At 59.4% G+C, this 21,765-nt stretch carries 16 protein-coding genes; 3 read left to right on the top strand and 13 right to left on the bottom strand.

Annotated features, from left to right (window positions below):
* Nucleotides 1-13 precede the first annotated feature (13 nt).
* A complete protein-coding gene (locus tag PM3016_RS21100; RefSeq protein WP_014370855.1) occupies nucleotides 14-2,530 on the top strand; it encodes a beta-mannosidase in 2,517 nt (838 codons plus the stop codon).
* Between the two features lie 174 nt (nucleotides 2,531-2,704).
* Here the strand turns inward: PM3016_RS21100 and PM3016_RS21105 are convergent, their stop codons facing one another.
* On the bottom strand, nucleotides 2,705-3,178 hold the full coding sequence (locus tag PM3016_RS21105) for a MerR family transcriptional regulator (protein ID WP_013918553.1): 474 nt from the start codon (nucleotides 3,176-3,178) through the stop codon (nucleotides 2,705-2,707).
* Nucleotides 3,179-3,330: 152 nt separating this feature from the next.
* Here PM3016_RS21105 and PM3016_RS21110 point away from each other — a divergent pair, with 152 nt between their 5' ends.
* On the top strand, nucleotides 3,331-4,257 hold the full coding sequence (locus tag PM3016_RS21110; protein WP_014370856.1) for a DMT family transporter: 927 nt from the start codon (nucleotides 3,331-3,333) through the stop codon (nucleotides 4,255-4,257).
* Between the two features lie 113 nt (nucleotides 4,258-4,370).
* Here the strand turns inward: PM3016_RS21110 and PM3016_RS21115 are convergent, their stop codons facing one another.
* The 12 genes from PM3016_RS21115 to PM3016_RS21170 all read right to left on the bottom strand — a co-directional run bounded on the left by PM3016_RS21115 (nucleotide 4,371) and on the right by PM3016_RS21170 (nucleotide 20,598).
* Nucleotides 4,371-4,763, bottom strand: a complete 393-nt coding sequence (locus PM3016_RS21115; protein WP_014370857.1) for a VOC family protein — start codon at nucleotides 4,761-4,763, stop codon at nucleotides 4,371-4,373.
* Nucleotides 4,764-4,850: 87 nt separating this feature from the next.
* Nucleotides 4,851-5,735 carry a carbohydrate ABC transporter permease gene (locus PM3016_RS21120; RefSeq protein WP_013918556.1) on the bottom strand — a complete coding sequence of 295 codons (885 nt, stop codon included), beginning with the start codon at nucleotides 5,733-5,735 and terminating at the stop codon, nucleotides 4,851-4,853.
* A gap of 42 nt (nucleotides 5,736-5,777) precedes the next feature.
* Nucleotides 5,778-6,668 carry an ABC transporter permease gene (locus PM3016_RS21125; protein WP_013918557.1) on the bottom strand — a complete coding sequence of 297 codons (891 nt, stop codon included), beginning with the start codon at nucleotides 6,666-6,668 and terminating at the stop codon, nucleotides 5,778-5,780.
* A 481-nt stretch (nucleotides 6,669-7,149) separates the two neighbouring features.
* On the bottom strand, nucleotides 7,150-8,853 hold the full coding sequence (locus PM3016_RS21130; protein ID WP_014370858.1) for an extracellular solute-binding protein: 1,704 nt from the start codon (nucleotides 8,851-8,853) through the stop codon (nucleotides 7,150-7,152).
* Between the two features lie 224 nt (nucleotides 8,854-9,077).
* Nucleotides 9,078-10,571, bottom strand: a complete 1,494-nt coding sequence (locus PM3016_RS21135; RefSeq protein WP_014370859.1) for a response regulator transcription factor — start codon at nucleotides 10,569-10,571, stop codon at nucleotides 9,078-9,080.
* Complete coding sequence (locus tag PM3016_RS21140) at nucleotides 10,568-12,289, bottom strand: sensor histidine kinase (protein WP_041619201.1); 1,722 nt, start codon at nucleotides 12,287-12,289, stop codon at nucleotides 10,568-10,570. The genes PM3016_RS21135 and PM3016_RS21140 overlap by 4 nt, the downstream gene beginning before the upstream one ends.
* A gap of 548 nt (nucleotides 12,290-12,837) precedes the next feature.
* Nucleotides 12,838-13,824 (bottom strand): phosphotransferase enzyme family protein, encoded by a 987-nt coding sequence (locus PM3016_RS21145; protein ID WP_014370861.1) that lies wholly within the window; start codon nucleotides 13,822-13,824, stop codon nucleotides 12,838-12,840.
* Between the two features lie 206 nt (nucleotides 13,825-14,030).
* Nucleotides 14,031-14,894, bottom strand: a complete 864-nt coding sequence (gene sigJ / locus PM3016_RS21150; protein ID WP_014370862.1) for an RNA polymerase sigma factor SigJ — start codon at nucleotides 14,892-14,894, stop codon at nucleotides 14,031-14,033.
* A gap of 50 nt (nucleotides 14,895-14,944) precedes the next feature.
* Nucleotides 14,945-16,171, bottom strand: a complete 1,227-nt coding sequence (locus PM3016_RS21155) for a cytochrome P450 family protein (protein ID WP_014370863.1) — start codon at nucleotides 16,169-16,171, stop codon at nucleotides 14,945-14,947.
* A gap of 312 nt (nucleotides 16,172-16,483) precedes the next feature.
* Nucleotides 16,484-17,737 (bottom strand): pectate lyase family protein, encoded by a 1,254-nt coding sequence (locus tag PM3016_RS21160; protein ID WP_041619203.1) that lies wholly within the window; start codon nucleotides 17,735-17,737, stop codon nucleotides 16,484-16,486.
* A 454-nt stretch (nucleotides 17,738-18,191) separates the two neighbouring features.
* Nucleotides 18,192-19,556 carry an MFS transporter gene (locus tag PM3016_RS21165; RefSeq protein WP_014370865.1) on the bottom strand — a complete coding sequence of 455 codons (1,365 nt, stop codon included), beginning with the start codon at nucleotides 19,554-19,556 and terminating at the stop codon, nucleotides 18,192-18,194.
* Nucleotides 19,557-19,569: 13 nt separating this feature from the next.
* A complete protein-coding gene (locus PM3016_RS21170; RefSeq protein ID WP_014370866.1) occupies nucleotides 19,570-20,598 on the bottom strand; it encodes a quercetin 2,3-dioxygenase in 1,029 nt (342 codons plus the stop codon).
* Nucleotides 20,599-20,865: 267 nt separating this feature from the next.
* On the opposite strand from PM3016_RS21170, the gene PM3016_RS21175 reads away from it, so the two are divergent.
* Nucleotides 20,866-21,762, top strand: coding sequence for an AraC family transcriptional regulator (locus PM3016_RS21175; protein ID WP_014370867.1), 897 nt, complete (start codon nucleotides 20,866-20,868; stop codon nucleotides 21,760-21,762).
* The last annotated feature ends 3 nt before the right edge of the window (nucleotides 21,763-21,765 follow it).

Raw genomic sequence — 21,765 nt, forward strand, 5'->3', positions numbered from 1 at the left:
GAGCGATGAGATTATGGAATTGTCAGGCTTATGGAGACTGCAGCACTTCGAGACGGGTCAAGTCCGTCCACTGGAGACGGCGTCCGTGTGGCTCGATGACCGGTTCTGGATGACGGCGGAGGTGCCCGGCGACGTGCACTCCGCCTTGATCGAACGGGGACTGATCGAGCACCCGTACTTCGGCCATCAGGATCTCAAGTGCCGCTGGATCGAGCAGAAGGAGTGGTGGTACCGCCGCTCCTTCGACTATTCGCTTGAAGCGGGCGGCTTCGAGAAGCACGAGCTGATCTTCGAGGGCCTCGATACCTTCGCGACCGTCTATGTGAACGGCCTCGAGATTGGGACAACGAATAACATGCTCATGGCCCATGCCTTTGATGTGACGCGGATTCTCCGGGACGGCAGGAATACGATCGCCGTCAAATTCGACCCGCTCCACCTGCATAACCGGGATAAGGCGCTCTTCGAGTGGTCCTCCTATACGAAGGAGCGGCCGTGGCTGCGCAAGGCCGCCATGAACTTCGGCTGGGATTGGGGGCCAAGGATGGTGACCACGGGGATCTGGGGAGCCGTCCGTCTCGAGCGTCACCGGCTGGCCAGGCTCGACGGTGTCTTCGCCAGAACAGCGGAGCTTGCCGGCACCAGTGCCGTCGTGAAGGTGGACGTGGAGACGACCGCCTTCCGCCGGAATGCAGAGCTACGCTGCGAGGTTCGTCTGCTGGACGCGGACGGCCGTCCCGCTGCCCAGGGCACGGCAGAGCGTGCAGGGCGCCGTGAAGACTTCGAGCTGGAGATCGCGGAGGCGAAGCTGTGGTGGACGCACGATCTGGGTGAACCGTACCTGTATAGGCTGGAGGTGAGTCTGTACGCGGATGGAGAGCTGGTGGACCGGCGGCAGGAGCCCTTCGGCATCCGGACCATCGAGCTTCAGCTGAAGGATGAGCAAGGGCAGCACGCTTTCGCCTTCCTGCTCAACGGCGTCAAGCTGTTCGCCAAGGGCGCCAACTGGATCCCCGCCGATCACTTCATCGGCAGCATCCCCGACCAGCGGTACCGCGACCTCATCGATCTCTCCGTGGAAGCGAACATGAACATGCTGCGGGTCTGGGGAGGCGGCATCTATGAGAAAGACGTGTTCTATGCGGAGTGCGACCGGCGGGGCGTGCTCGTGTGGCAGGACTTCGCCTTCGCGAACGCCCTCTTCCCGGATTATAACCGGGACTTCATGGAGAATGTGCGCCGGGAAGTCGAGTACAACATCAGGCGGCTGCGCAATCACGCCTCCCTCGCGCTGTGGTGCGGGAATAACGAGATCGACTGGCTGTACGACATGAAGTCGGCCGGCGGCGATATCACCGGTCCTTTTTACGGCGAAGCGATCTATCATGAGCTGATCCCTCAGGCGCTGGAGAATCTGGACGACAGCCGCGCCTATTGGCCCTCCTCCCCGTACGGCGGCAGCGACGCCAACGACCCGGATGTCGGCGACCGCCACAACTGGCAGGTATGGCACGGCTCGGTCTACCCGCGCAGGCACGGCGAGGTTCCCCTGCTCGATTACAGTGTGGAAGGCGTGACGTTCAAGAATTACAAGCAGGACTTCACCCTCTTCAGCAGCGAATTCGGCATGCATGCCTCCGCCAACCGGTACACCCTCGAGAAGAACATCCCGGAGGGGCAGTTCTACTGGAACAGCACCGAGATGGCGTACCGCAACAAGGATACGAACCATAAGAAGGGCATCCTGCTCATGGAGGGCTATACCGGCATCCCCCGGGATATCGAGGAGTACATGAACTTCTCCATGCTGACCCAGGCGGAAGGACTCAAGTACGGCATCGAGCACTACCGACGGAACAAGCACCGCACGAGCGGCTCGCTCATCTGGCAGCTGGGTGACAGCTGGCCGGGAACCAGCTGGTCGCTCATCGACTACGAGCTGCTGCCGAAGGCATCGCTTCACTACGCCAAGAAGTTCTATCACCCCCTGCTGCTGTCCGTCGATCATGATCCCGGCCTGCCGCTGCACCTGTGGGTGGTGAACGACAGCCTGAACCCGCTGGATGGCGAGGTGCGGCTGGAAGTGTATACGTTCGGCGGGGAGCGGCTCTACAGCTGCAGGGTCGAAGCGCATTGCGGTGCCAACTCGGCGGTGCGTCTGCTTACTCTATCTGAAGAAGACATCCTGCAGGGGGCTGACCCGGCTTCCGTCGTCGTGAAGGTAAGCACGGCCGATTGGGATGCGCCGGATAATCTGGTCTACCTGCGGGATCAGAAGGAGCTTCAGCTGCTCCCGGTCCAGCTTGATGTGCAGCGGGATGAAGCGGCGGGCACGGTCCGCATCACCGCCGGGGGTGCCCACGTCCGTATGGTGAAGCTCGACCTGCCGCAGGGGAACCTCCGCTTCAGCGACAACTTCTTCGATCTGCTCGCCGGTGAGAGCCGGACGGTGCAGATCCGCTCCGCAGCCGGGGAAGCGATCCGGTGGGACCGTCTCCGGGTCAGTGCCTTGAACCAGCATCGGGACTAAAAAGCGGGCCGGGCATACCTCCGTTCATGCCTGGCATGGACGCCAAAGTATGAGAAGGACAAGCTTCGCTCCTCGGTAACCGGTGCAGTGGAGCGCCCCATATTATCGGACAATAGCCGCAGCCAGGGACATAAACCCATGTCCGGGACTGCGGCTGTTGTGCTGCTGCCCCGTTCAAAGCTGCGCTGCTTTCCCCTTCGGAGCAGGAGTGATCTGCCTCTCACTCAAGCTTTGCCCATCGGATGATCCGGCGGCCTCCTCGACCAGTTCACCGTACATCGCCAGCCTTTCCTGGGTAAGGGCAATGATGTGATCCAGCTCCTGCCGCTTCGCCTCCAGTCCGGCAAGATGCTTCGACAGAATGGTGATGCGTTTATTCAATGACGGGGTCAGATTCGCCGGATGCTCCCCTTGCTGTATTTTCTCCATCACGCAGCCGTCCCGGAAAAACTCCGTAATCTCCTCCAGCGACATCCCCAGCTTTTTCAGACCGTTCAGGCACTGGATCAGTGTCACTTCGCTCTCCGAGTAGGTGCGTGCTCCGCCTTCCCGGCGCTTCGGCACCTTCAACACGCCAATTTTCTCATAATAGCGAAGCGTGTACGGGGTGAGCCCCGTCTTCTCCGCCACTTGGCTGATGGTAAGCATGATACCCGACACTCCTTTACTCCCGTTTTGAAACCATCATACAACTTAGAGCTGACTCGAAGTCAAGTCTGCAGCAATAGGAATCCCCTCTTGACTTCCAGTCGACTCTAACTTGTAAGCTGGGTGTACTTGGATTAGAGGAGGTATTCCCCATGTCGGTTCCCATCGTTTTCAAACTGCTTCTTGTTTCCCTGTTCATCGGAGCTTCGTTTAATCTCGCCTCGTATGCCGTCCACTTCTTTGCGGCCCCGGCCGCCGCGGCCTGGAGATTCGGGATCGCCGCTCTCCTGCTGCTTATCCTGCTATTCGCCAAGGAACGGATGAATACGGAGGCACTGCGCAGGAACTGGCGGATGTTCGTCCTGCTGGGCGTGGTCGGTGTGTTCGGGTTCAACATCCTGTTCTTCGAGGGGATGAAATCCACCTCGCCGCTGAACGGCGCACTCATCATGGCCACCAATCCCCTGGTATCGGCCCTGCTCGCTCGTGTAATTCTGCGTGACCCGGTCTCGCTCAGGCAGGGAACCGGCATCGTCTTTTCCCTGCTGGGCGTGCTGCTTGTCATCACGCAAGGCTCCTGGCAGGTGATCGGTTCGCTGTCCTTCTCCGCCGGAGACCTGCTGCTGCTCGGCGGCAACCTCTGCTGGGCACTGTACGGAGTGCTTGGCCGGGGGTTCATCCGCGGCTCGAGCAGTCTGGCGACCACGGCTTACACCATGACTATAGGTGCGGTGTGCCTGATGCTGTTCGCTGTGGGCAGCACCGGCCCGCTTCCCCTCTCCTCGATCCCTTGGAGCGCTTGGGGCGCGGTGGCCTTCATGTCGGTATTCGCCAGCGTGCTCGGCTACCTGTGGTGGAACCGGGGGATTGCCGAGCTCGGGATCAGCCGCACGGCGATCTTCTTTAACCTCGTGCCGCTCGTTACGATGCTGATCTCGCTGCTGTCCGGTACGCCGGTCACTGCCGTTCAGGTGCTGGGGACGCTGCTGGTCATCCTTGGCGTGGCGGTCGCATCTATGCCATCCCGGAAAAAGAGGCCCAGGGGAGCCGTAACGCTTTCCGGTGGGCGCTCTTCGTGAAGGAGCATCACAGCTGCGGCTTGCGGCCTCGCAGTACAATAACAACAGCCGCTGCCTGGGAACATGAAACCATGTCCCTGGGCAGCGGCTGTTTGGCTGTGAAACAACCGTATCTACTGCGTCAACTCCTGCGCGACCTCCCAGATATGTCCGCCCGGATCCACGAAACTCGCCGTACGTACGCCCCAGGGCCGATTCATCGGGCCATTGAGAAGCGCGACTCCGCGTTCATACAAATCGGAGCATACGGCGTCCACATCTTCCACCCGGATGGTCAACTGAAACCGCGTCCCGGCTTCGCGAACGGCCACCGCTGCTGGGTCGATAAGCTCACGGGCCTCAGAAGCTGCCAGCAGATTGATGCTCATGTTGCCGAAGTTGAAGACGGCTGAATGGCTGTCTTCATAGACCACCGGGATGCCGAAGACTTCGCAATAGAACGACTTGGTCCTCTCAAGCTCCTCAACGAACACCGTAATGACATCGATATGTTTTAATCCAAGCATACCCGCGGTCCTACCTCCACTCGATTGACGTCCATTTAAGCATACCATACGGAGGGGGACCCGATTTCTTTTACATTGCGAACAATGCTACTCCTTCACAGACCCCAGGGTGATGCCGTGGATGAAGAAACGCTGCAGGAACGGATACACGATCAGCACGGGAATCATGGCAATGAAGATTTTGGCCGCATTGAGCGTCTGGTTCGACAGCTCGCTCATGCGCTTGATCTGGTCTTCGTTCATCGTCGTGGCGTCGATGATCACGACGAGCTGCTGGATGTACGTCTGCAGAGGGTAATGCTCGGCCTTCGACATGAGCACGAGCCCGTTGAAGAACTCGTTCCAATGGTACACGATGCTGAACAGCGTCACCGTCGCCAGCACCGGAACCGCCAGCGGCACGAACACCTTCCAGAGCATGTACCAGGGACCTGCCCCATCGACCAGCGCCGCCTCCTCCAGCTCTTTCGGCAGATTCCGGAAGTAGTTGACGACGAGGATCACATTGAACATAGGCACGCTGTTGCCGAGCACGAGCCCCCAGATGCTGTTGATGAGGCCGAGCGACTTGACGGTCTGGTACCAGGGGATCAGTCCCCCGTTGAAGAGCATCGTGAACACCAGCGTCCACATGAACACATTGCGCAGCGGAAAATCCTTCGTCGTCTTCGACAGCGGATACGCCATGAGCACGGTGACGATCAGGTTCAGCCCTGCTCCGAGCACCACGCGCTGGACCGAGATCCAGAACGAGCCGAAGAACTTGGTGTCCCCCATAATCTCCTTGTAGGAGCCGAGATTGAAGCCGACCGGCCACAGACGGACCTCTCCGGCCGACGCCGCCGCATTATCGCTGAGCGACACGGCCAGCGTATACCAGATCGGGAGCACGCACAGCAGCGCAGCTCCCGCCAGCAGCACCACCAGCGCGCCGTCGACTACCCGGGAGCCCCAGGTCGTTTCGCGAACCATAACGGTCCCCCCTTTCCCTTTCATGAATGGATACTTTCCGAACTAAAAAATCCGGTAACCCGCAAACCTGGAGGCAAGCAGATACGATACGGTAATCAGGATGAAGGAGATCACGGACTTCAGCAGCCCTGTGGCCGTAGCCAGGCCATACTGCAGATCGACAAGCCCCGTCCGGTACACCCAGGTGTCGATAATATCTCCGGTGGAGTAGACCAGCGGGTTGTACAGATTGAAAATCTGGTCGAAGCCCGCATTGAGCACGTTCCCGAGGCTGAGCACCGCAAGCAGAATAATCGTGGTGACGATACCGGGCAGCGTCACATGCAGCAGCCGCTGCCAGCGGGTCGCCCCGTCGATCGCCGCCGCTTCGTAGAGCGAAGGGTTGATGCCCGTCAGGGCGGCCAGGAAGATGATCGTATTGAAGCCGAACTCCTTCCAGACATCGCTGCCTACAATCAGGAACGGGAACAGATCGGCCCGCGCGAAGAACAGGATCGGCTCCATCCCGAAGACGGACAAGATCTGGTTGACCGGCCCCTTGTAGGCGAAGACGTCGAGCAGAATCCCGGCCAGGATGACCCACGACAGAAAATGCGGCAGATACACGATCGTCTGCACCCACTTCTTCATCACGGCGAGCTGCACTTCATGGAGCATCAGTGCGAAGACGAGCGGGACGATGAGGTTGGCGACAATTTTCATGACCGCGATCACGATCGTGTTGCGGAACACCAGCCCGCTGTCCCCGAGCGAGAACATGTAGCGGAAGTTATCCAGGCCGACCCAGTCGGAATGCAGGATGCCGAGCCCCGGATTGTAGTCCTGGAAGGCAATGACGATCCCGAACATCGGCACGATGCTGAACAGCGTGAGCCAGATCATGCCGGGAAGCAGCATCAGGTAGTAATGCTTCACGAATCCTTTCGTTCTCATGGCAGAGCACCTTTCCATGCTATAGATTCTGTGAGCAGCGAGGCATCCCCACTTTCGGGATCCCCGGCTGCATTCACAGTTTCCTGAAGTGACCTTGTATTTGATCTTTTTAGCTGCCTGCGATGTAGTTCGTTTTTGAAAGCGACCTTTATGCGAAGCATAACGGAGCACAAAAACGAATCTACGAGCACTTATCCTTTCCTGCCGGCGACGTATTTCGTTTTTGACAGCGACCTTTATGCGAAGCATAACGGAGCGCAAAAACGAATCTACGAGCACTTCATCTTTGATCTTTTTTACCGGCGAAGTAGTTCGTTTTTGACAGCGACCTTTATGCGAAGCATAACGGAGCGCAAAAACGAATCTACGAGCACTTCATCTTTGATCTTTTTTACCGGCGAAGTAGTTCGTTTTTGAAAGCGACCTTTATGCGGAGCATAACGGAGCGCAAAAACGAATCTACGAGCACTCTACGAGCAAATTATTTCGATGCTTCCTCCACCTCGGCAGTGATCTGATCGCCGCCCTGCTTTTTCCAGTTCGTCACGAATTGGTCGAAGGTCTCAAGCGGCGCAGCCCCCATGATGATCTTCAGGAACGTCTCCTTCTCGAGCTTGTCGAGGTTCGCCCAGCGGCTCTCCATCGTCTTCGTCTGCGAGTAGGTGACGCTGTAGGTCTTCTTGTACGGCTTCTCGAGCGCCGCCACCCCGACGAAGGTCGAATACATCCGCTTCCACACCCCAAGGTCCGCCTCAGGATTCCAGTACTGGATATCCACCTTGTCGTACGGCTCGAGCTTCACCTTCTTGACGTTCTCGGCGTCGGCCTTGAGCAGCTTGTAGCCCGGCAGGTCGAGCTCCTCCGGCTTCTTCGTGCCGGCGAGCACTTCGCGCAGCATCTTCAGCGTGACGTCCATCTCGTCCATCGGCGCGAACACGAGGCGCAGCGGATAGTTGGCGATCGCCACCTTGACGTCGAACTTGGATTCGTCGCGCAGCAGCAGGTTGATCATCTTCATGGCCGCCTCCGGGTGCTCATAGCCCTTGCGGACGACCACGAACTGATTGGACGGCGTGCCCATGTGCGGCGTGAACTCGCCGCTTGCATCCAGCGGTACGGCGTACGCCTGCCAGTTCGCCTTCGGATCGTTCTTGATCGCATCCCCGAGCGGGCCGTAGCCGCCCCACCACATGCCGAACCAGATCCCGGACTTGCCGCTCTTAATCAGCTCGGAGGTGTCCTTGCGCACGCTCATCTCCTTGTCGATGAGGCCCTTGGCGTAGAGGTCGCGAAGCTTGGCGAGCGCCTCCTTCGTCTCCGGCTGGATCGAGCCGTAGACCGGCTTGCCGTCCGCCCCCTTGAGCCAGAAGCCGGGATAGGCATGGAACGAGGAGAAAATCGGATCGAAGCCGTAGTTGTTATTGTTCGGCGTAATGAAATTGGCATGAAGCAGTCCGCCCGCCTGCGGGCCCGTGATCCCGATCGTGTCGGCCTTTCCGTTGCCGTCCGGATCCTGCTCGACGAACGCCTTGGCCGTCTTCTCCAGATCGTCGATCGTCTTCGGCACGGGCAGGCCGAGTTTATCCAGCCAATCCTTGCGGATCCACATCAGATGAACCATATCCGACTCCGTGGTGACATTCGGGATGGCCATCATCCTGCCGTTGAAGGTGACGGCCTTGGTGGCAAGCCCCTTCGTCGACTCGATAATGCTCTTGACCGCCGGCGAGGCATACTGCGCGAATACATCCGTCATGTCGGTCAGCTGGCCCGCCTTCACCATCTGGCGCAGCTGCGTGTCGTTGACAACCATGGTGTCCGGCAGATCATTGCTCGCGATGGACAGGTTGACCTTCTGGTCGTAGTCCTTGCCCGCTGCGGCCTGCCAGACGAGCTTCGAGTCGATGTTCAGGTGCTCCTTGACGTAGCGCGTGTACTGGTTGCTCTCCGGCGTGTCGCCTGCCGGCAGGCTCTTGTCCGTCGGATCGACACTCTTGCCGATGGTGATCGTCACCGGCTGGTCGTACTTGCCGAACGGATCGGCCGGAGCGGCGGCGCTCTTGTCTGCGGCCGGCTTCGGATCGGAGGATGCGGCCGGCTGCTTCTCGGCCGGTGTGCTGCAGGCGGTGACGGTCAGCAGACCGGCGGCTACCAGGATGGGAAGGCCTCTTCGAATCTTGCGCATGAATACCCCTTCTTTCTGTTCAATATGGTCAGGCGGACAGAATGCAGTGCGGTCAGGCTCATCTCGCTGGAAAGGCTTACAACCCTAGGGTACCATAACCGCCGGCATCTGCCGGATGGCGCAGGGTCTTCGATTCGGGGGGACATTTGACCGCCTTCTCGTCGCCGCAACGGATTCGGGACTGCCTCCCGACATTGTTTTTCCCCATGGATTCGCGCGTACGGTCATTTGTCCCCCCCGTCAGGCGACACGGCTCCCCCCTGCTTCCTTACCTGACGGTATTCGCTCGGCAGCAGGCCGGTCACCTCGCGGAAGGTCCGGCGAAAATACTTTTCGTCCAGGTATCCGGTCTTCTCGGCGATCCACTGCACGGGCTTGTCCGTATGAATCAGGAATTCCTCCGCCTTGGCCATCCGCACCTTCCTCAGGTATTCGTTGAAGGTGCAGCCGACGATCGCCTTGAAGCATTCACTGAAATGGCTGCGGCTCATGTGCACCCGCCGGGCGGCCTCCTGTGCCGTCATCTCCCCGCCCAGCTCTTCATGAATGAGGTGAACGCTCTTCATCACGGCTTCCACGACCTCCTCCGAATGCGTGGAGCGGCCCATCGCCTGCCGCACTTCGGCACTGGTCGCATCGATCCACTGCATGGCTTCGTACCGGTATACCATGCCGGCGGGCGGCCGGATCTCGAGTCCGGCCACCTCGCGGAAGAACCGGCCCCAGGAAGCGGCCAGCGTGTACAGCAAGGCATACAGCGCCGCCGGGGCCATTCGGGCCGCCGCCAGCCTCTGCTTCATCTCCGCGCACCGGGCCGTGCTGTGGATCCACTCGGGCGAGAGCCACGGCTCGGCCGGCAGCACGGCAGACGCGCCGGCCGCCGGAGTGCCCGGCTCCCCCGCCGCCTTCCACCCGCATGCCGCCCACTCGGCCGGGCAGAAGGGTCCCGGCAGCCGCCCGTCCGGCCGCATATCGCGGAACAGGCAGTGGTCCTTGTACTCGCGCAGGGCTCGCTGCACCTCGCCGGGGCTGCTCCGCCGCAGGCCGTCCAGCTCGAGCAGTGCCCAGCCGGGCGCGATCTGCTGCCGCTGCCACTGCTCCTCCACGCGGCTCAGCGCAGCTTCCGCACCGGCTCCGGCCGCCGGCTGCCACAGCCACAGGCCGCGCTCGAGCTCCTGCAGCTGCGGCGCGGCTGGGGCCTCCCCGGCGCCGGCGAGCAGCCCCGGCAGCCATGCCGCATCCGCGTCCGGCAGCAGCGTCAGGAAGGCGGCGCCGCACTCCGCCCCCTGGACGTCTCCCTCGCCCGCACCCGGCTCGACCGCCGGCTGCCCCGCCTGCACCTCGCGGATCCGCCCGGCGATCCGCCCGAGCACCTCTTCGAAGCGCTCGGTCTCGAGCTGTACCTTTGCGATGTAGTCGATCGCCCCAAGGCGCAGCGCTTCCTGGATATACTCAAAATCCTGGTGCAGCGTCAGCACGGCGATATGTACTGGAATGTTCCTGCGGCGCACCTCGCGGATGAGCTCGATCCCCGTCATCACCGGCATGGCCAGATCGGTCAGCAGCAGATCGACCCTGTGCGACTCCAGGAATTCCAGCGCCTTCATTCCGTTCGCGGCTTCCCCCGCGACCTCCATCCCGCACTCTTTCCATGGCATCGCAGCAATCAGCCCTTTGCGCACCAGCTTGTCATCGTCCACGACCAGAACCTGTATCATGTGTAATCCTCCCCTGTCAGCGGCAGCCTCAGCTCAATCCGGGTGCCCTCACCCGCAGCGCTCCGGATCGCAAGCCCGGCCCCCTCGCCGTAATGGATCGCCATCATCCGTTTGACATAGTTCATTCCGATGCCCATCCCCACACGCCTCTCCTCGGGAGGGGGCTCCTCCAGCAGCCGGCGGACGGCCTCCTCGCTCATGCCGGCCCCGTTGTCCTGCACGATAATCCTCACGGCCGATCCTTCCTGCCGTACATCCACCTCAATGAGCCCCTCGTCATCCAGCCCGTGATAGAGCGCATTCTCGACCAGCGGCTGCAGGAGGAACCGCGGGATCGGGGTATCCAGCACCCGTTCGTCCGCTTCGATGCGGACAAGGAACTTGAAGTCGTACCGGATCTCCTGGAGGGTCAAGTACTGCTGCAGCGCATCCAGCTCCTCGCGGATCGTTGACTCTTGGCCGAGCTTGCCGAGGTTGTAATACAGCAGCTTGTTGAGCGACTGCACCAGCCGGTCGATCTCCCCCTGTCCGTGCAGGACGGCCAGCCAGTGCACCGTATCCAGCGTGTTCATCAGAAAATGCGGGTTAATCTGGTACAGCAGCTTCTCCACCTCGAGATCCGCACGCCGCTTCTCCTTCTGTTCCACCTCCGCGAACAGGGTCCAGATCTGGCCGCGCATCTCCCGGAACCGTTGAAGAAGATCGTCGAACTCCGGGATGTGGGTAGCCGGCGCCAGCGAAGCTGCGGTCTCCACTGCGCTCTCCCCCCCGGGCTGCCCCTGCCCGCTCTGCTGCTCCATGCTCTCGATCTCCCCGTGAAAGGCGCCTAGCGGCTTGTACACCATTTTCCACAGGAGCCATCCCAGCAGGAGCGAGATCAGCAGGAACACCAGCGAGCTCAGCAGCACCTGGGTCCACCAGCGGTTCATCTCCCGGTTGTAATCGCCCGCGGGAATGACGGACAGCACGCTCCAGCCCTGGCTGCTCCGCTCCCGGAACCAGTAATGGCCCGCATACTCGCCCGAAGTCCCTTCTCTGGTGAAGCCCGGAAAGAGGGAGTCGACCGGAAACACAGAGGGGATGTGGCTGTAGGCAACCCGGCCGTCATGGTCGAGGATCAGGTGCGCCACCTTCCCGCCGAAGCCGTCGCCGGTCAGGATCCCGCTCGTCAGCCGGAAGCCCGATTCGATGTAGACGTACACATCCTGCCGGTCAGGCAGCTCCACTCGGCGCAGTGCCGAGAGCACGATCTGGTTGACGAACCGGTTGCTGCTCGGATGAGGTCCGTAGTAGGAGATCCCGTTATAATGCCCGAGCAGCGGCGCCTTCTCGGGAGCGAAGCCGTCCTTCACGCCCATGTTCTCGAAGATCGTCGTGCCTTCTTTTTGAAAATAGTACAGCGTCAGTCCGATGTTGGGGTTCGTAAAGGTGATGAGACTGAGCTCGTTCCTCACCTCTTCCGTCAGCCGGGAGCGCTCGTAAGGCTCCTTCGCCGCCAGCAGCAGGTCCAGCTTGCGCCCGACCGACCCTTCGAAGGCCAGCTGCTGGGATACATGGTTCAGGTTGGTGAGCGTATTCTCGAGCGACTGCTGCACGCCCTTCAGATTGCTGACAATGCCGGATTGGATCTTGTTCTGCAGCATGGAATAGATGGTGGAGTAAGAGATCGCCCCGATGCTGAGGAACGGAATCAGGGAACTGCCCAGAAAGAGGATCATGATCCGCCTCTTCAATGTAAGCCCTTGCAAATATCGGTATGCACTGGATTTGCTTCGTACAGTACTGCTCATAAACCGCTCCCTTCCCCTCCTGCGTTTGTCCGTTCCGGTAATAAAGCCGATTAGGTGACGAAGGTTCCCCATAGGAACCGGCACCCTCCCGTCCTGCTCTATGATACATCGGCCCTTGCGGCAAAATCGAGCAAAAATGGTCACACCGGAGAAAATCATCCGAAGGCGCTCAGATGCGGTACGCCGAATCATCGTATCCCGTGATGCCGGTATGGTCCCGTTCCTGCCTCCAACGCCAACAGACCGCCGGTTATTTACCGGCGGCCCCTATGAGGTCGATCTAAGGTCAGTCGCAGACTATCCTTTATGGTTCCCTTGCATGCGCTTACCCGTTCCTGCTTCCCGAACCGAACCCGATGAGATACCCGTCCGGGTCCGGGAAAGAATTACCCCATTTATGGAACATTGCTCACTCCCATTCTATCGAACATACGTTCCTGTGGACACGGCCTTTTGTACTATTCAGCCGACACCGCTCACTGCAGCGCTTTCCCGAAGCCGGCGGCACGCTCCCGAAGGACCTCAGATAGCTGCGTCCTTAACTGGCGCATCCATTCGGGTTCATGCCTCCACCGCTCGCTACTAGCCCGGAGCACACGGGCATATCCGTACAGATCGGCAAACCGCCTGCACGCCGGCAGAACCGATTCCCAATCCTCTGGAAGCTCGTATTCCAAGAGGTATCCTTGAATGAACTGTTCCTTTTTCTGCGAGAAACACTCGGGCCGGATATAGTCCCGCAGGCTGTGGAGCGCTTGTTCGATGTCCATGGCATACCAGTGGTACATGGCGTCGTCAAAATCGATGGCATGGCACACACCGGAGGCTTCGTCAAAGAACACATTATCATACTCAAAATCATAGTGGATCAGGCCGTAATTGCCGGCGGTCACCGGCAGTCCGGAGAAATACTCCCTCAGCCTGGCGGCTTCCCCTGCGGCCGCTTCCTCCGAGGGAAACGCCCTCAGGACCGCCTGCACCCAATCCAGCACATCGAAGCAGGACCATCTTCGGGTTCCTGAGGGCGAGTAAAGGCTCGATAGCCGGTGAAGCTTCCCAAGCGCCTTGCCATGCGCGGCGATCACTTCATCACTGAAGTTCGTCCGGTGGATCGGCACACCCGGCACCCGGCGGAACACGGAGGCGAAGTATCCGCCCCATGGCGTCGCCGCTTCGATCAGCACCCTGCCCTCCCGGGAAGGCACGGGCTCCAGAGCTTCATACCCGTTCTCCCGAAGATAGGCGATGAACTCCAGTTCCGCCGAGATCTGCTCCTTCCGCTTCTCTTCGGCCGGAGCAAACCGCAGCAGCTGCGTCCCTCCCTCATTCCGGAACGGATAAATGGCATTCGAGGAGATCCGGTAGTGCCTGAACATCTCCAGGGAATCCGGATCATACTTCCAGTATTCCAGAAGCATCCGGGCCAGGTCTTCATTGTTGAACAGATACTTTAATTGGAGCATGGATATTCCTCCCTCACTTCTGGAGCATTGTGCATTCACCCCTTCGATCTTACAATCCCGGATGAAGAGGGGGTAGGGAGATCTTGGGTTTAATCAAAAAAGCCCAACAGGCATGATGCCGGTCAGGCTGCGCAGTGCAGGAGTCCAATGAAGTCACGTACAACGAACGGAAAGGGAAGCTGCAGCACTTGATCTGCCGTGACTCCCTACACCCGGGCAAGCTTATCCGGGTTTAGCACGAAGTAGACTCCGGCAAATTTTCCGTGTCGGAGCTGTATAAACATAGCGGCCAGCGTTTCGTTCCCCGAACGAATGACGATCCCGTTCTCTCCGTTCAGAGGAGCACACTCGAATTGAAGCCTTTCCCGGTAATGGGACTGTGCACCCTTGAACCCGCTGAGCAGGAAGCGGGCCACGCGATCGCGCGTTTGCAGCTGACTCACAGCCGCGTTTCCTTTTCCGCCTCCGTCGAGGACGAGCATGACGTCTTCGGTCAGCAAAGACAGCACCTGATCGATATTGCCCTGCTCGAGGGAGGTGAGGAATCGGTCAACCCAATCCGCTTCGACCGCTTCGGCCGCGACCGTCTCCTCCTCGGAAATTCCCATCCTGCCTCTTGCCCGGCTCATCAGCTTGCGGCAATTCGCCTCCCGCTTTCCGAGCAGTTCGGCTATTTCGGGATAATCGAAGCCCAGCGCCTCACGCAGGACGAATACCGTCCGCTCTGCCGGCGTCAGCCGCTCGAGCAGTACGAGCATGGCGTATGACAGCAGATCGCGGCGGACGACCTTCGACTCCAGAGTATCCTCTTCCGGCGTCCGGATCGGTTCGGGGAGCCACGGACCGACGTACATTTCCCGTTTCTTCCGCGCCGACTTCTGCTGGTTGAGGCAGTGATTGGTGACTATTTTGCACAAATACGCCTTCGGCTCCACCAATCGTTCGGGAGGTATGCCGCACACCTTAACAAACACATCCTGCACCGCATCTTCCGCGTCAGCCGCAGAGCCTGTCAACTGATATGCCAAGGTGAACAGCAGCGCTCGATATTGATCGTACAGTTCTTCCATTCGCGGTCTCACCTTCTCCGGGCTGCTTGGAACAGAACCTGCCCTATACATTAAAACTGAACCGGTAATTCAACTAATCCGCGCATCACATAAGCGGGGACCCATTGTAACGTGCCGGGATCCGTACTCAGACGCAGATTAGGCATTCTGCGCAGTAGAGTGAGAAGGGCAATCTGACCTTCAAGCCGGGCCAGCGGGGCACCCAGACAGTGGTGAATCCCCGTACCAAAGGCAAGATGACGGTTATTCTTTCGAGTAATGTCAAATCGGTCCGGATGAATAAATTGTGCCTCATCCCGGTTCGCTGAAGCTAAAGCTACGGCGATCATGTCTCCTTTACGTATCAGCTGCTCATGGAACGGAACATCTTCACCTGCCCATCGGCTGGACGCCAGCTCTACCGGCCCGTAGAAGCGCAATATTTCCTCGACCGCAGATGAGATGAGCCCAGGATGGCTCTTGAGCTTTTCCCATTGCTCCGGATGCTGCAGCAAAGCGAATACCCCATTTCCAATCAAATTCACCGTCGTTTCATGTCCGGCCACAATGAGCAAAAAAATCATCGAATACAATTCATTTTCTGTAAGCTGTTCTCCCTCTGTCTCTGCTTGAATCAATGAACTGACAAGGTCTTCATCCGGATCGTTCCGCCGCTCTTCAATCAGCTGACCCATGTATTTAATAAAAGACCGAATCTGGGGGAGCGCCTCCTGGATTTTCTCAGGCAGGTGAACAGCCCTGACGATCGCGTTAGACCAATCCCGGAACGAATCACGGTCTTCCGCAGGAATCCCCAGCATTTCACAAATCACAATGATAGGTAAAGGAAAAGCAAAGTCATCCATTACATTCATGTTCCCTTTGTCTTGAATCTCATCCAGTAACGTGTCAGCGATCTCTTGAATTCGACCGCGCAGTTCCTCGATCATTTTTGGCGTGAACGCTTTTTGCACCAGGTTGCGCAAGCGGGTATGATCCGGGGGATCGGAAGCCACCATATTGCGAATGAGTAAATCCCTTTCCAGCATGGGAAACGTCCATTTGTCCATCTGCTCTTGGCTCAACAGTGTATGCGGATTCTTAATAAACCGGCTGTCTTTCAATGCGGCCTGTGCATCTTCGTATCGTGTGATGAGCCAAGCCGTTTGACCGTTAGGAAGCATGAAACGATAAACGGGCTCTTGTTCCCTCAGCTGTGCATATAAAGAATAGGCATTACGCTTAAATTCAGAAGAAAACAAATCGAGTTGAGGTGCTTCATGATCCGGAATGGACATCGTTTCATCTCCCTTTCTCCTCATTTGATCTCCCTTTCTCCTCATTTGATCTCCCTTTCTTCAGGAGTCAACCTCGGCTCCTTCTGGGTTCTGCACATATAACAAGATAAGGTTCTGATCTGTGACATCGGTGGCGAAAAAAAATAGGAGCCCGCTTCTTATTCCCACACTTTACCAGCCGCCATTTCCTGCGGTCAATATCCGAGCGGTCATCGCCGGCTTCAACGTTCAAAGACCAAAGAAGCCCGACAGGGATGATCCCTGTCAGGCTTCTTCGCGCATGGGCAATGCCGCCTCTACCGGCTTCGTTCCCTACTCCAGCTCCACCGAGAACTGGTGCAGCCACTCGTCGATCCCGGTCGCCGGCACGGTCAGCTTCCGCGTAACCGCCGCGGCAGCCGGATAGCCGCCGACCTCGTTCTGGCTGTTCAGGATGCGGCCGGTGCCATTGAGCGTCTCGGACACTATGCGCTTGTCCACCGCGTCCCGGTCCTTCGGCCGAGCGCCTGCATGCTGCGTCACATACGCCAGCACCTCGCTTGAAGGGCGCACCGTCAGGCCGGAGGCCGGCCAGGACGGTTTGCTGCCGAGCAGCTTCACGCCGCCGAACGTCTGCGGCACCGCCTGGCCGGAGCGGTCCACCGCCTTGTTATCTTCCATGTACGCCTCGCCGCTGTTCGAATTCGTTCCGACGAGACCGAGGCCGGAGACCGTGTTCACCCCATGCCTCATATAGTTACCCACAATGCTGACCTTGGGACCTTGAGGCGTGATCGTGGACGAGGTCCATTCGCCAGGCACATACCCGAGCCGCATCGCCCACTTGCCCGGGTTGTGGATCACGTTGTTGACGATCACCCCGGTGGCAAAGCCCTTGAACCACGGATTGCGCTCATAGTTATGGGCAAACAGGTTGCCGACGATCGCCGCATCGGTCACGTAATCATGGATGAGGGTGCCCATGGAGTGGGGCCCCTTCGCATGCACGGAATCATGAAGGCCTTCAGCGATAATGTTGTTGCTGAACGTCAGCTTCCGGGAGGTGCCGTTCGGTCCGTCGAACCGGGGACCCGAGGCCGAGAGCGTCTCATCGACACCCCAGGCGAACGAGCAGTGGTCGATCACGATGTTGTAGGCATTGGCGCCATACGTCGAGACATCGGGCTCATAGCCGCTTCCCTTGGCCGCGCCGGCATCGCCCATCCGGAACCGGATGTGCTTCATGAGCACATCATGCGTCTTGATCTGCATGCCGCCGCGGATCAGGGTGATCCCCGGAGAAGGAGCGGTCTGTCCGGCAATGGTGACATAGGGCTCGGATACGACCAGCGTCTGCTGGCCGAGGTCAATGACGCCCCCCACCTCGAACACAATAATGCGCGGACCTTTGGCCGCCAGAGCCGCCTTCAGGGACCCGGCCCCATCCGCATTCAGGTTCGTGACCTTGATGACCGTGCCTCCGCGGCCGGCCGGCGTGTCCACGCCATAACCTTGAGCGCCGGGGAACACCGAAGCTGCCGCGACAGCGGGCAGCAGGCCGGACGGGGCTGAGGCAGCCGCCGTCACGAAAGGGCAAAGCTGAGGATCGACGTGCCGATCCTGCGCGACAGAGTACGTTTGATGGCCGAAATCATCTGGATTCCTCCTTTGAACTTTGAAGTTGATAAGACATCTGACTAGGCAAACAAGCTTCCGCTTCTCCTCCTTTCCGGGCTCCGCAGCTCCCCGAAGACCGGACTCCCTGCCTAACGGTCTCGGTGCACTGCGGATGCTCCTTTCTTATACCTGATCTGGTAAATTACAGCAATAACCCATATTTAACTTCCGCCTCTCTCCCCCCTGCAGCCTGCCGCACAGACCGCCCTCCGCGCCAAAAAGCCGCATCCGGCAGAGCGGAAGCGGCTTTCTTTCGTTCGATATGCTGAGGGAAACCAGGCGGCTTTGACATCCGCGGCCCTCGGCTGATCCAAGACAGTGATTATCCGGATCATCCTGCAGCGGCACGGCTGTTACCCTGCTCCTACGGTTTCTCCCTCCCTCGGCGGAAGACGGTAAAGTAGAGGGCGACGAAGCCGATGATCCAGGCGGCGAAGATCAGGAAGACGCTGCTGAAGGCCCCTCCTCCCTGCCCCTGATACATGGGATTCAGTGAAGAGGCGGATGAACCGCCGTCGAGCACCGCCCCGATCAGGGTCGTGCCGACCGCTCCGGTGATGAAGCTCGCCATCATGTAGATGCCCATGCCGACCCCGGTCTGCCTGCCGGTCAGCGTCCGGGACACCGTACCGGCCATCCCGATCTGCGCGAAGGTCAGTCCGGTGTTGGTCAGGATGAGAAGGACCGCGATGAGCAGGGGTGACGCCCCGGTGAAGGTGGACAGCAGCAGGTAGGATGCCGCCTGAAGAAGCAGCGCGCAGGCCGCGAGGAACCGGTTCCCCTTCGAATCGGCGATCCTCCCTCCTATAAGCCCGAGAAGCGCGGCAAGCAGGGCGCCCGGGAACATGACCACTCCCGTCTCCATGGAGGACAGGCCGTTCACGGAGCTGAGCATCTGCGGCACGAGATACGGCACGCACAGATTGAGCGTCAGGATCATACACCCGATGATCAGGCCGGCCGTGTACTTCGCATTCCGGAAGATGCCGGGCGAGACGAACGGATCTGCGGTACGGTGAATGCGCAGATAGAACAGCGCGAATACGGCCAGGGTCAGTCCGAAGAGCGCCCAGCTCCGCTGCGTGATGGAGAGCAGCAGCAGCGCGATGCCTGCGGCCAGCAGGAGGCCTCCGGCCAGGTCTGTCCGCCCCGGCTGGCTGCGCTCCTCCGGCAGGTGCCTGCGGAAGAGCGGAAGCGAGACCAGCACAAGCAGGGAGATCAGGAACAGGAAGCGCCAGCTGACCAGCCCGATGATGAAGCCGGCGATGATCGGACCGATGGCCGTTCCGAGCGCCATGCCGGCTGAGGTGATGCCAAGTGCCCGGCCTCGCTTCTCTCCCGGAATATAGCGAATGGGAATCAGCATGGATGAGGCCGGGATCACCGAGGCGCCCATCGATTGGAGGATACGGCCGGCGATGATCATCCAGTAGCTCGTGGAGAAGAGCCCGAGCAGGGAGCCTGCCGCGATGAGGACCAGCCCGGCGGTGATCAGATTCTTGAGCGGGAACCGGTCCGCGAGCTTGCCGTACGTGACCGATCCGACGGCATAGACGATAATATAGGCGGTGACCACCCAGCTGACCTCCGAGGAGGTCAGCCCGAATTCCTGACGGAGCACGGGAAGCGCCACATTGAACATGGTGGAGTTCATCACCGAGATGACCATGGCAAACGCAAGGGTCCAGATGATTTTGAATGAGTGAGATGAATTAGGGCTGCTTTCCATGCGGTACCATCCTTTACTTGCGGTCCAGCGGAGACTTCGCCACTACCTTGAGATCGAGTTCATGAATGATGCCGAGGACGCGGTCCATCCGGAGCGGCCCCGGCTCGGACGGGAAGATATGATCTTCATACGGGTCGCCGAGCGTGCGGAAGAACGGCTCGAACAGGCCGGATACGAGCAGGCCGACAACCTGGGTGTAGTCCGCATCCAGGCGGTAAGAGTGCAGCGTGCCCGCCGGCACGTGCAGGAAGTCGCCCGGCTGCAGCCGGATCTCCTCCCCGTTCGCCCACATGGTCATCTCCCCTTTGGTGCAGAAGAAGGTCTCCGTGTGGTGCTCATGATAATGCTCGACGATCGGGTCGCCCTTCGGACCGATCGAGGACACGAAGATGTATTCGCCGTCCGTATTCTTCTGCGAGGCCAGAATGCTGTGGAGCTGATCCGCCGTCAGCAGCCGGTCGCCTTCTCCGCTCTCGAGCACATAAGGAGCGGCCGCACCCGGATTCACCCCTCCCTCTGCGACGGAGGAAGCACCCCACAGCACCGGGCCAGCCAGGAACTCGATATCCGCGGCTGCCGAAGCCTGCTCCAACTGCTCGGCGGTGATCGCGCCGACCGGCTTGGCCGGATGCTCCACCGGCGCGTACGGGGTGCCGAGAATGGAATACACCGCACTGATGCTGCCTGGAACGGTGTATGACGCCAGCTTCGTGCGGTGTCCCGCCATCCGGTAAGCATGCGGGGTGCCCGGTGGAATGTGGACATAATCCCCGGCGGTGAGCAGATGATAGGTACCGTTCAGCAGGAACTCCAGCTTGCCTTCGAGCACGATGACGGATTCATAGGACTTAGCATGCCGGTGAAGCGGGAATTCCTCCCCTTTGGCTCCGGAGAGCACCACCATTTCGAACACGCCGCCCGTGCTTTGGGAGCTGGCCATCACCGAGGCGACTTGTCTCCCGAACACATAGCGTTCGCCTTCTCCGGCACGAAGCAGATAAGGTCTCATTTCTTGCGGCAATCTTGTGCATACAACAGTCATTACATTAGTTCCTCCTCATGAATAGCTTGCTTCCCAAGTCTACCTGAGGGGTACCCCACTCACCTATGGTCAGGGGCGACGCGGGATTGGGGGATTGCGACACCGGGCCGGTTGCACCGTCCTCCAAAGTTGGTTACTATAAAACGATATGGAAAACGATATGGAAAACGACATGGAAAACGACAGCACGCACAACGACAGCGCGGATAACGACAGCGCGGATAACGACACAGCCGTGATGACAGCGGCGGAAGGAGGAAACACCCGATGGGTTCACCGGTACGGCCCTATCCCATAGAGCATGCGTTTGCGGACGGAACCCCGATTTCCTTCCACCCCGTACAGGCCGACCGTCATTTTGATGTGCATACGCATCCCTTCCATGAGATCGCGTATATCGCCGAAGGAATCGGCACACTTGCAGCTGGACGAGATGCCATCCCCGTTGCCAAGGGAGATCTCATCTTCATTCCGAAGGACCGGGAGCATGTCTTCCAGCCGCAAAGGCATTCGACCCTGGAGGTCTTGAACTGTCTGTTCAAGGAAGAGGTGCTGGACCCTCCGCAGGGGTTGTCCGGTTACCTCATTTTCGATGATATGGCCGAGATCACCGGCATGTTCCGGGAGTGCACGGACTGCATCAAGGTCAGGGAGCAGGCCGGCGAATTTGCGAGGCTCATGTATGCGCTGAAGCTGGAGCTGAGCTGGAAGCAGACAGGGTTCCGCTACAAGCTCTATATTTATCTCATGGACATGCTGACCCGCATCCGCCAGACGAGCCCCTTCTGTTCCGCCCCGCGTCCGGCGGCGGATCCCGTGCAGTTCGCCGTGGACTACATTCACAAAGCTTACAGGAATCCGATGCCCCTGGAGGAATTCTGCCGGTCACTCGGGATATCCTTACGGCAGTTTCAGCGCAGATTCAAAGCCGAGACGGGCCGGACTTATACGCAGATGCTGCAGGATGTCCGGGTCCGGGTGAGCTGCGATCTTCTCCTTGATACGGACTGGAACATTCAGACCGTAGCCCAGGAAGTGGGCCTTCAGGATATGAAGCACTTCTACCGGCTGTTCAGGGAGCGGTGCGCCATGACTCCCCACGAGCTGCGCCTGCAGATTGGCGGAGAGTCCCGGCCGAGCCCGGAGCGCAGGAACCATTCTTAGATT

The sequence above is a fragment of the Paenibacillus mucilaginosus 3016 genome (genome assembly GCF_000250655.1).
GTDB lineage: Bacteria > Bacillota > Bacilli > Paenibacillales > NBRC-103111 > Paenibacillus_G > Paenibacillus_G mucilaginosus.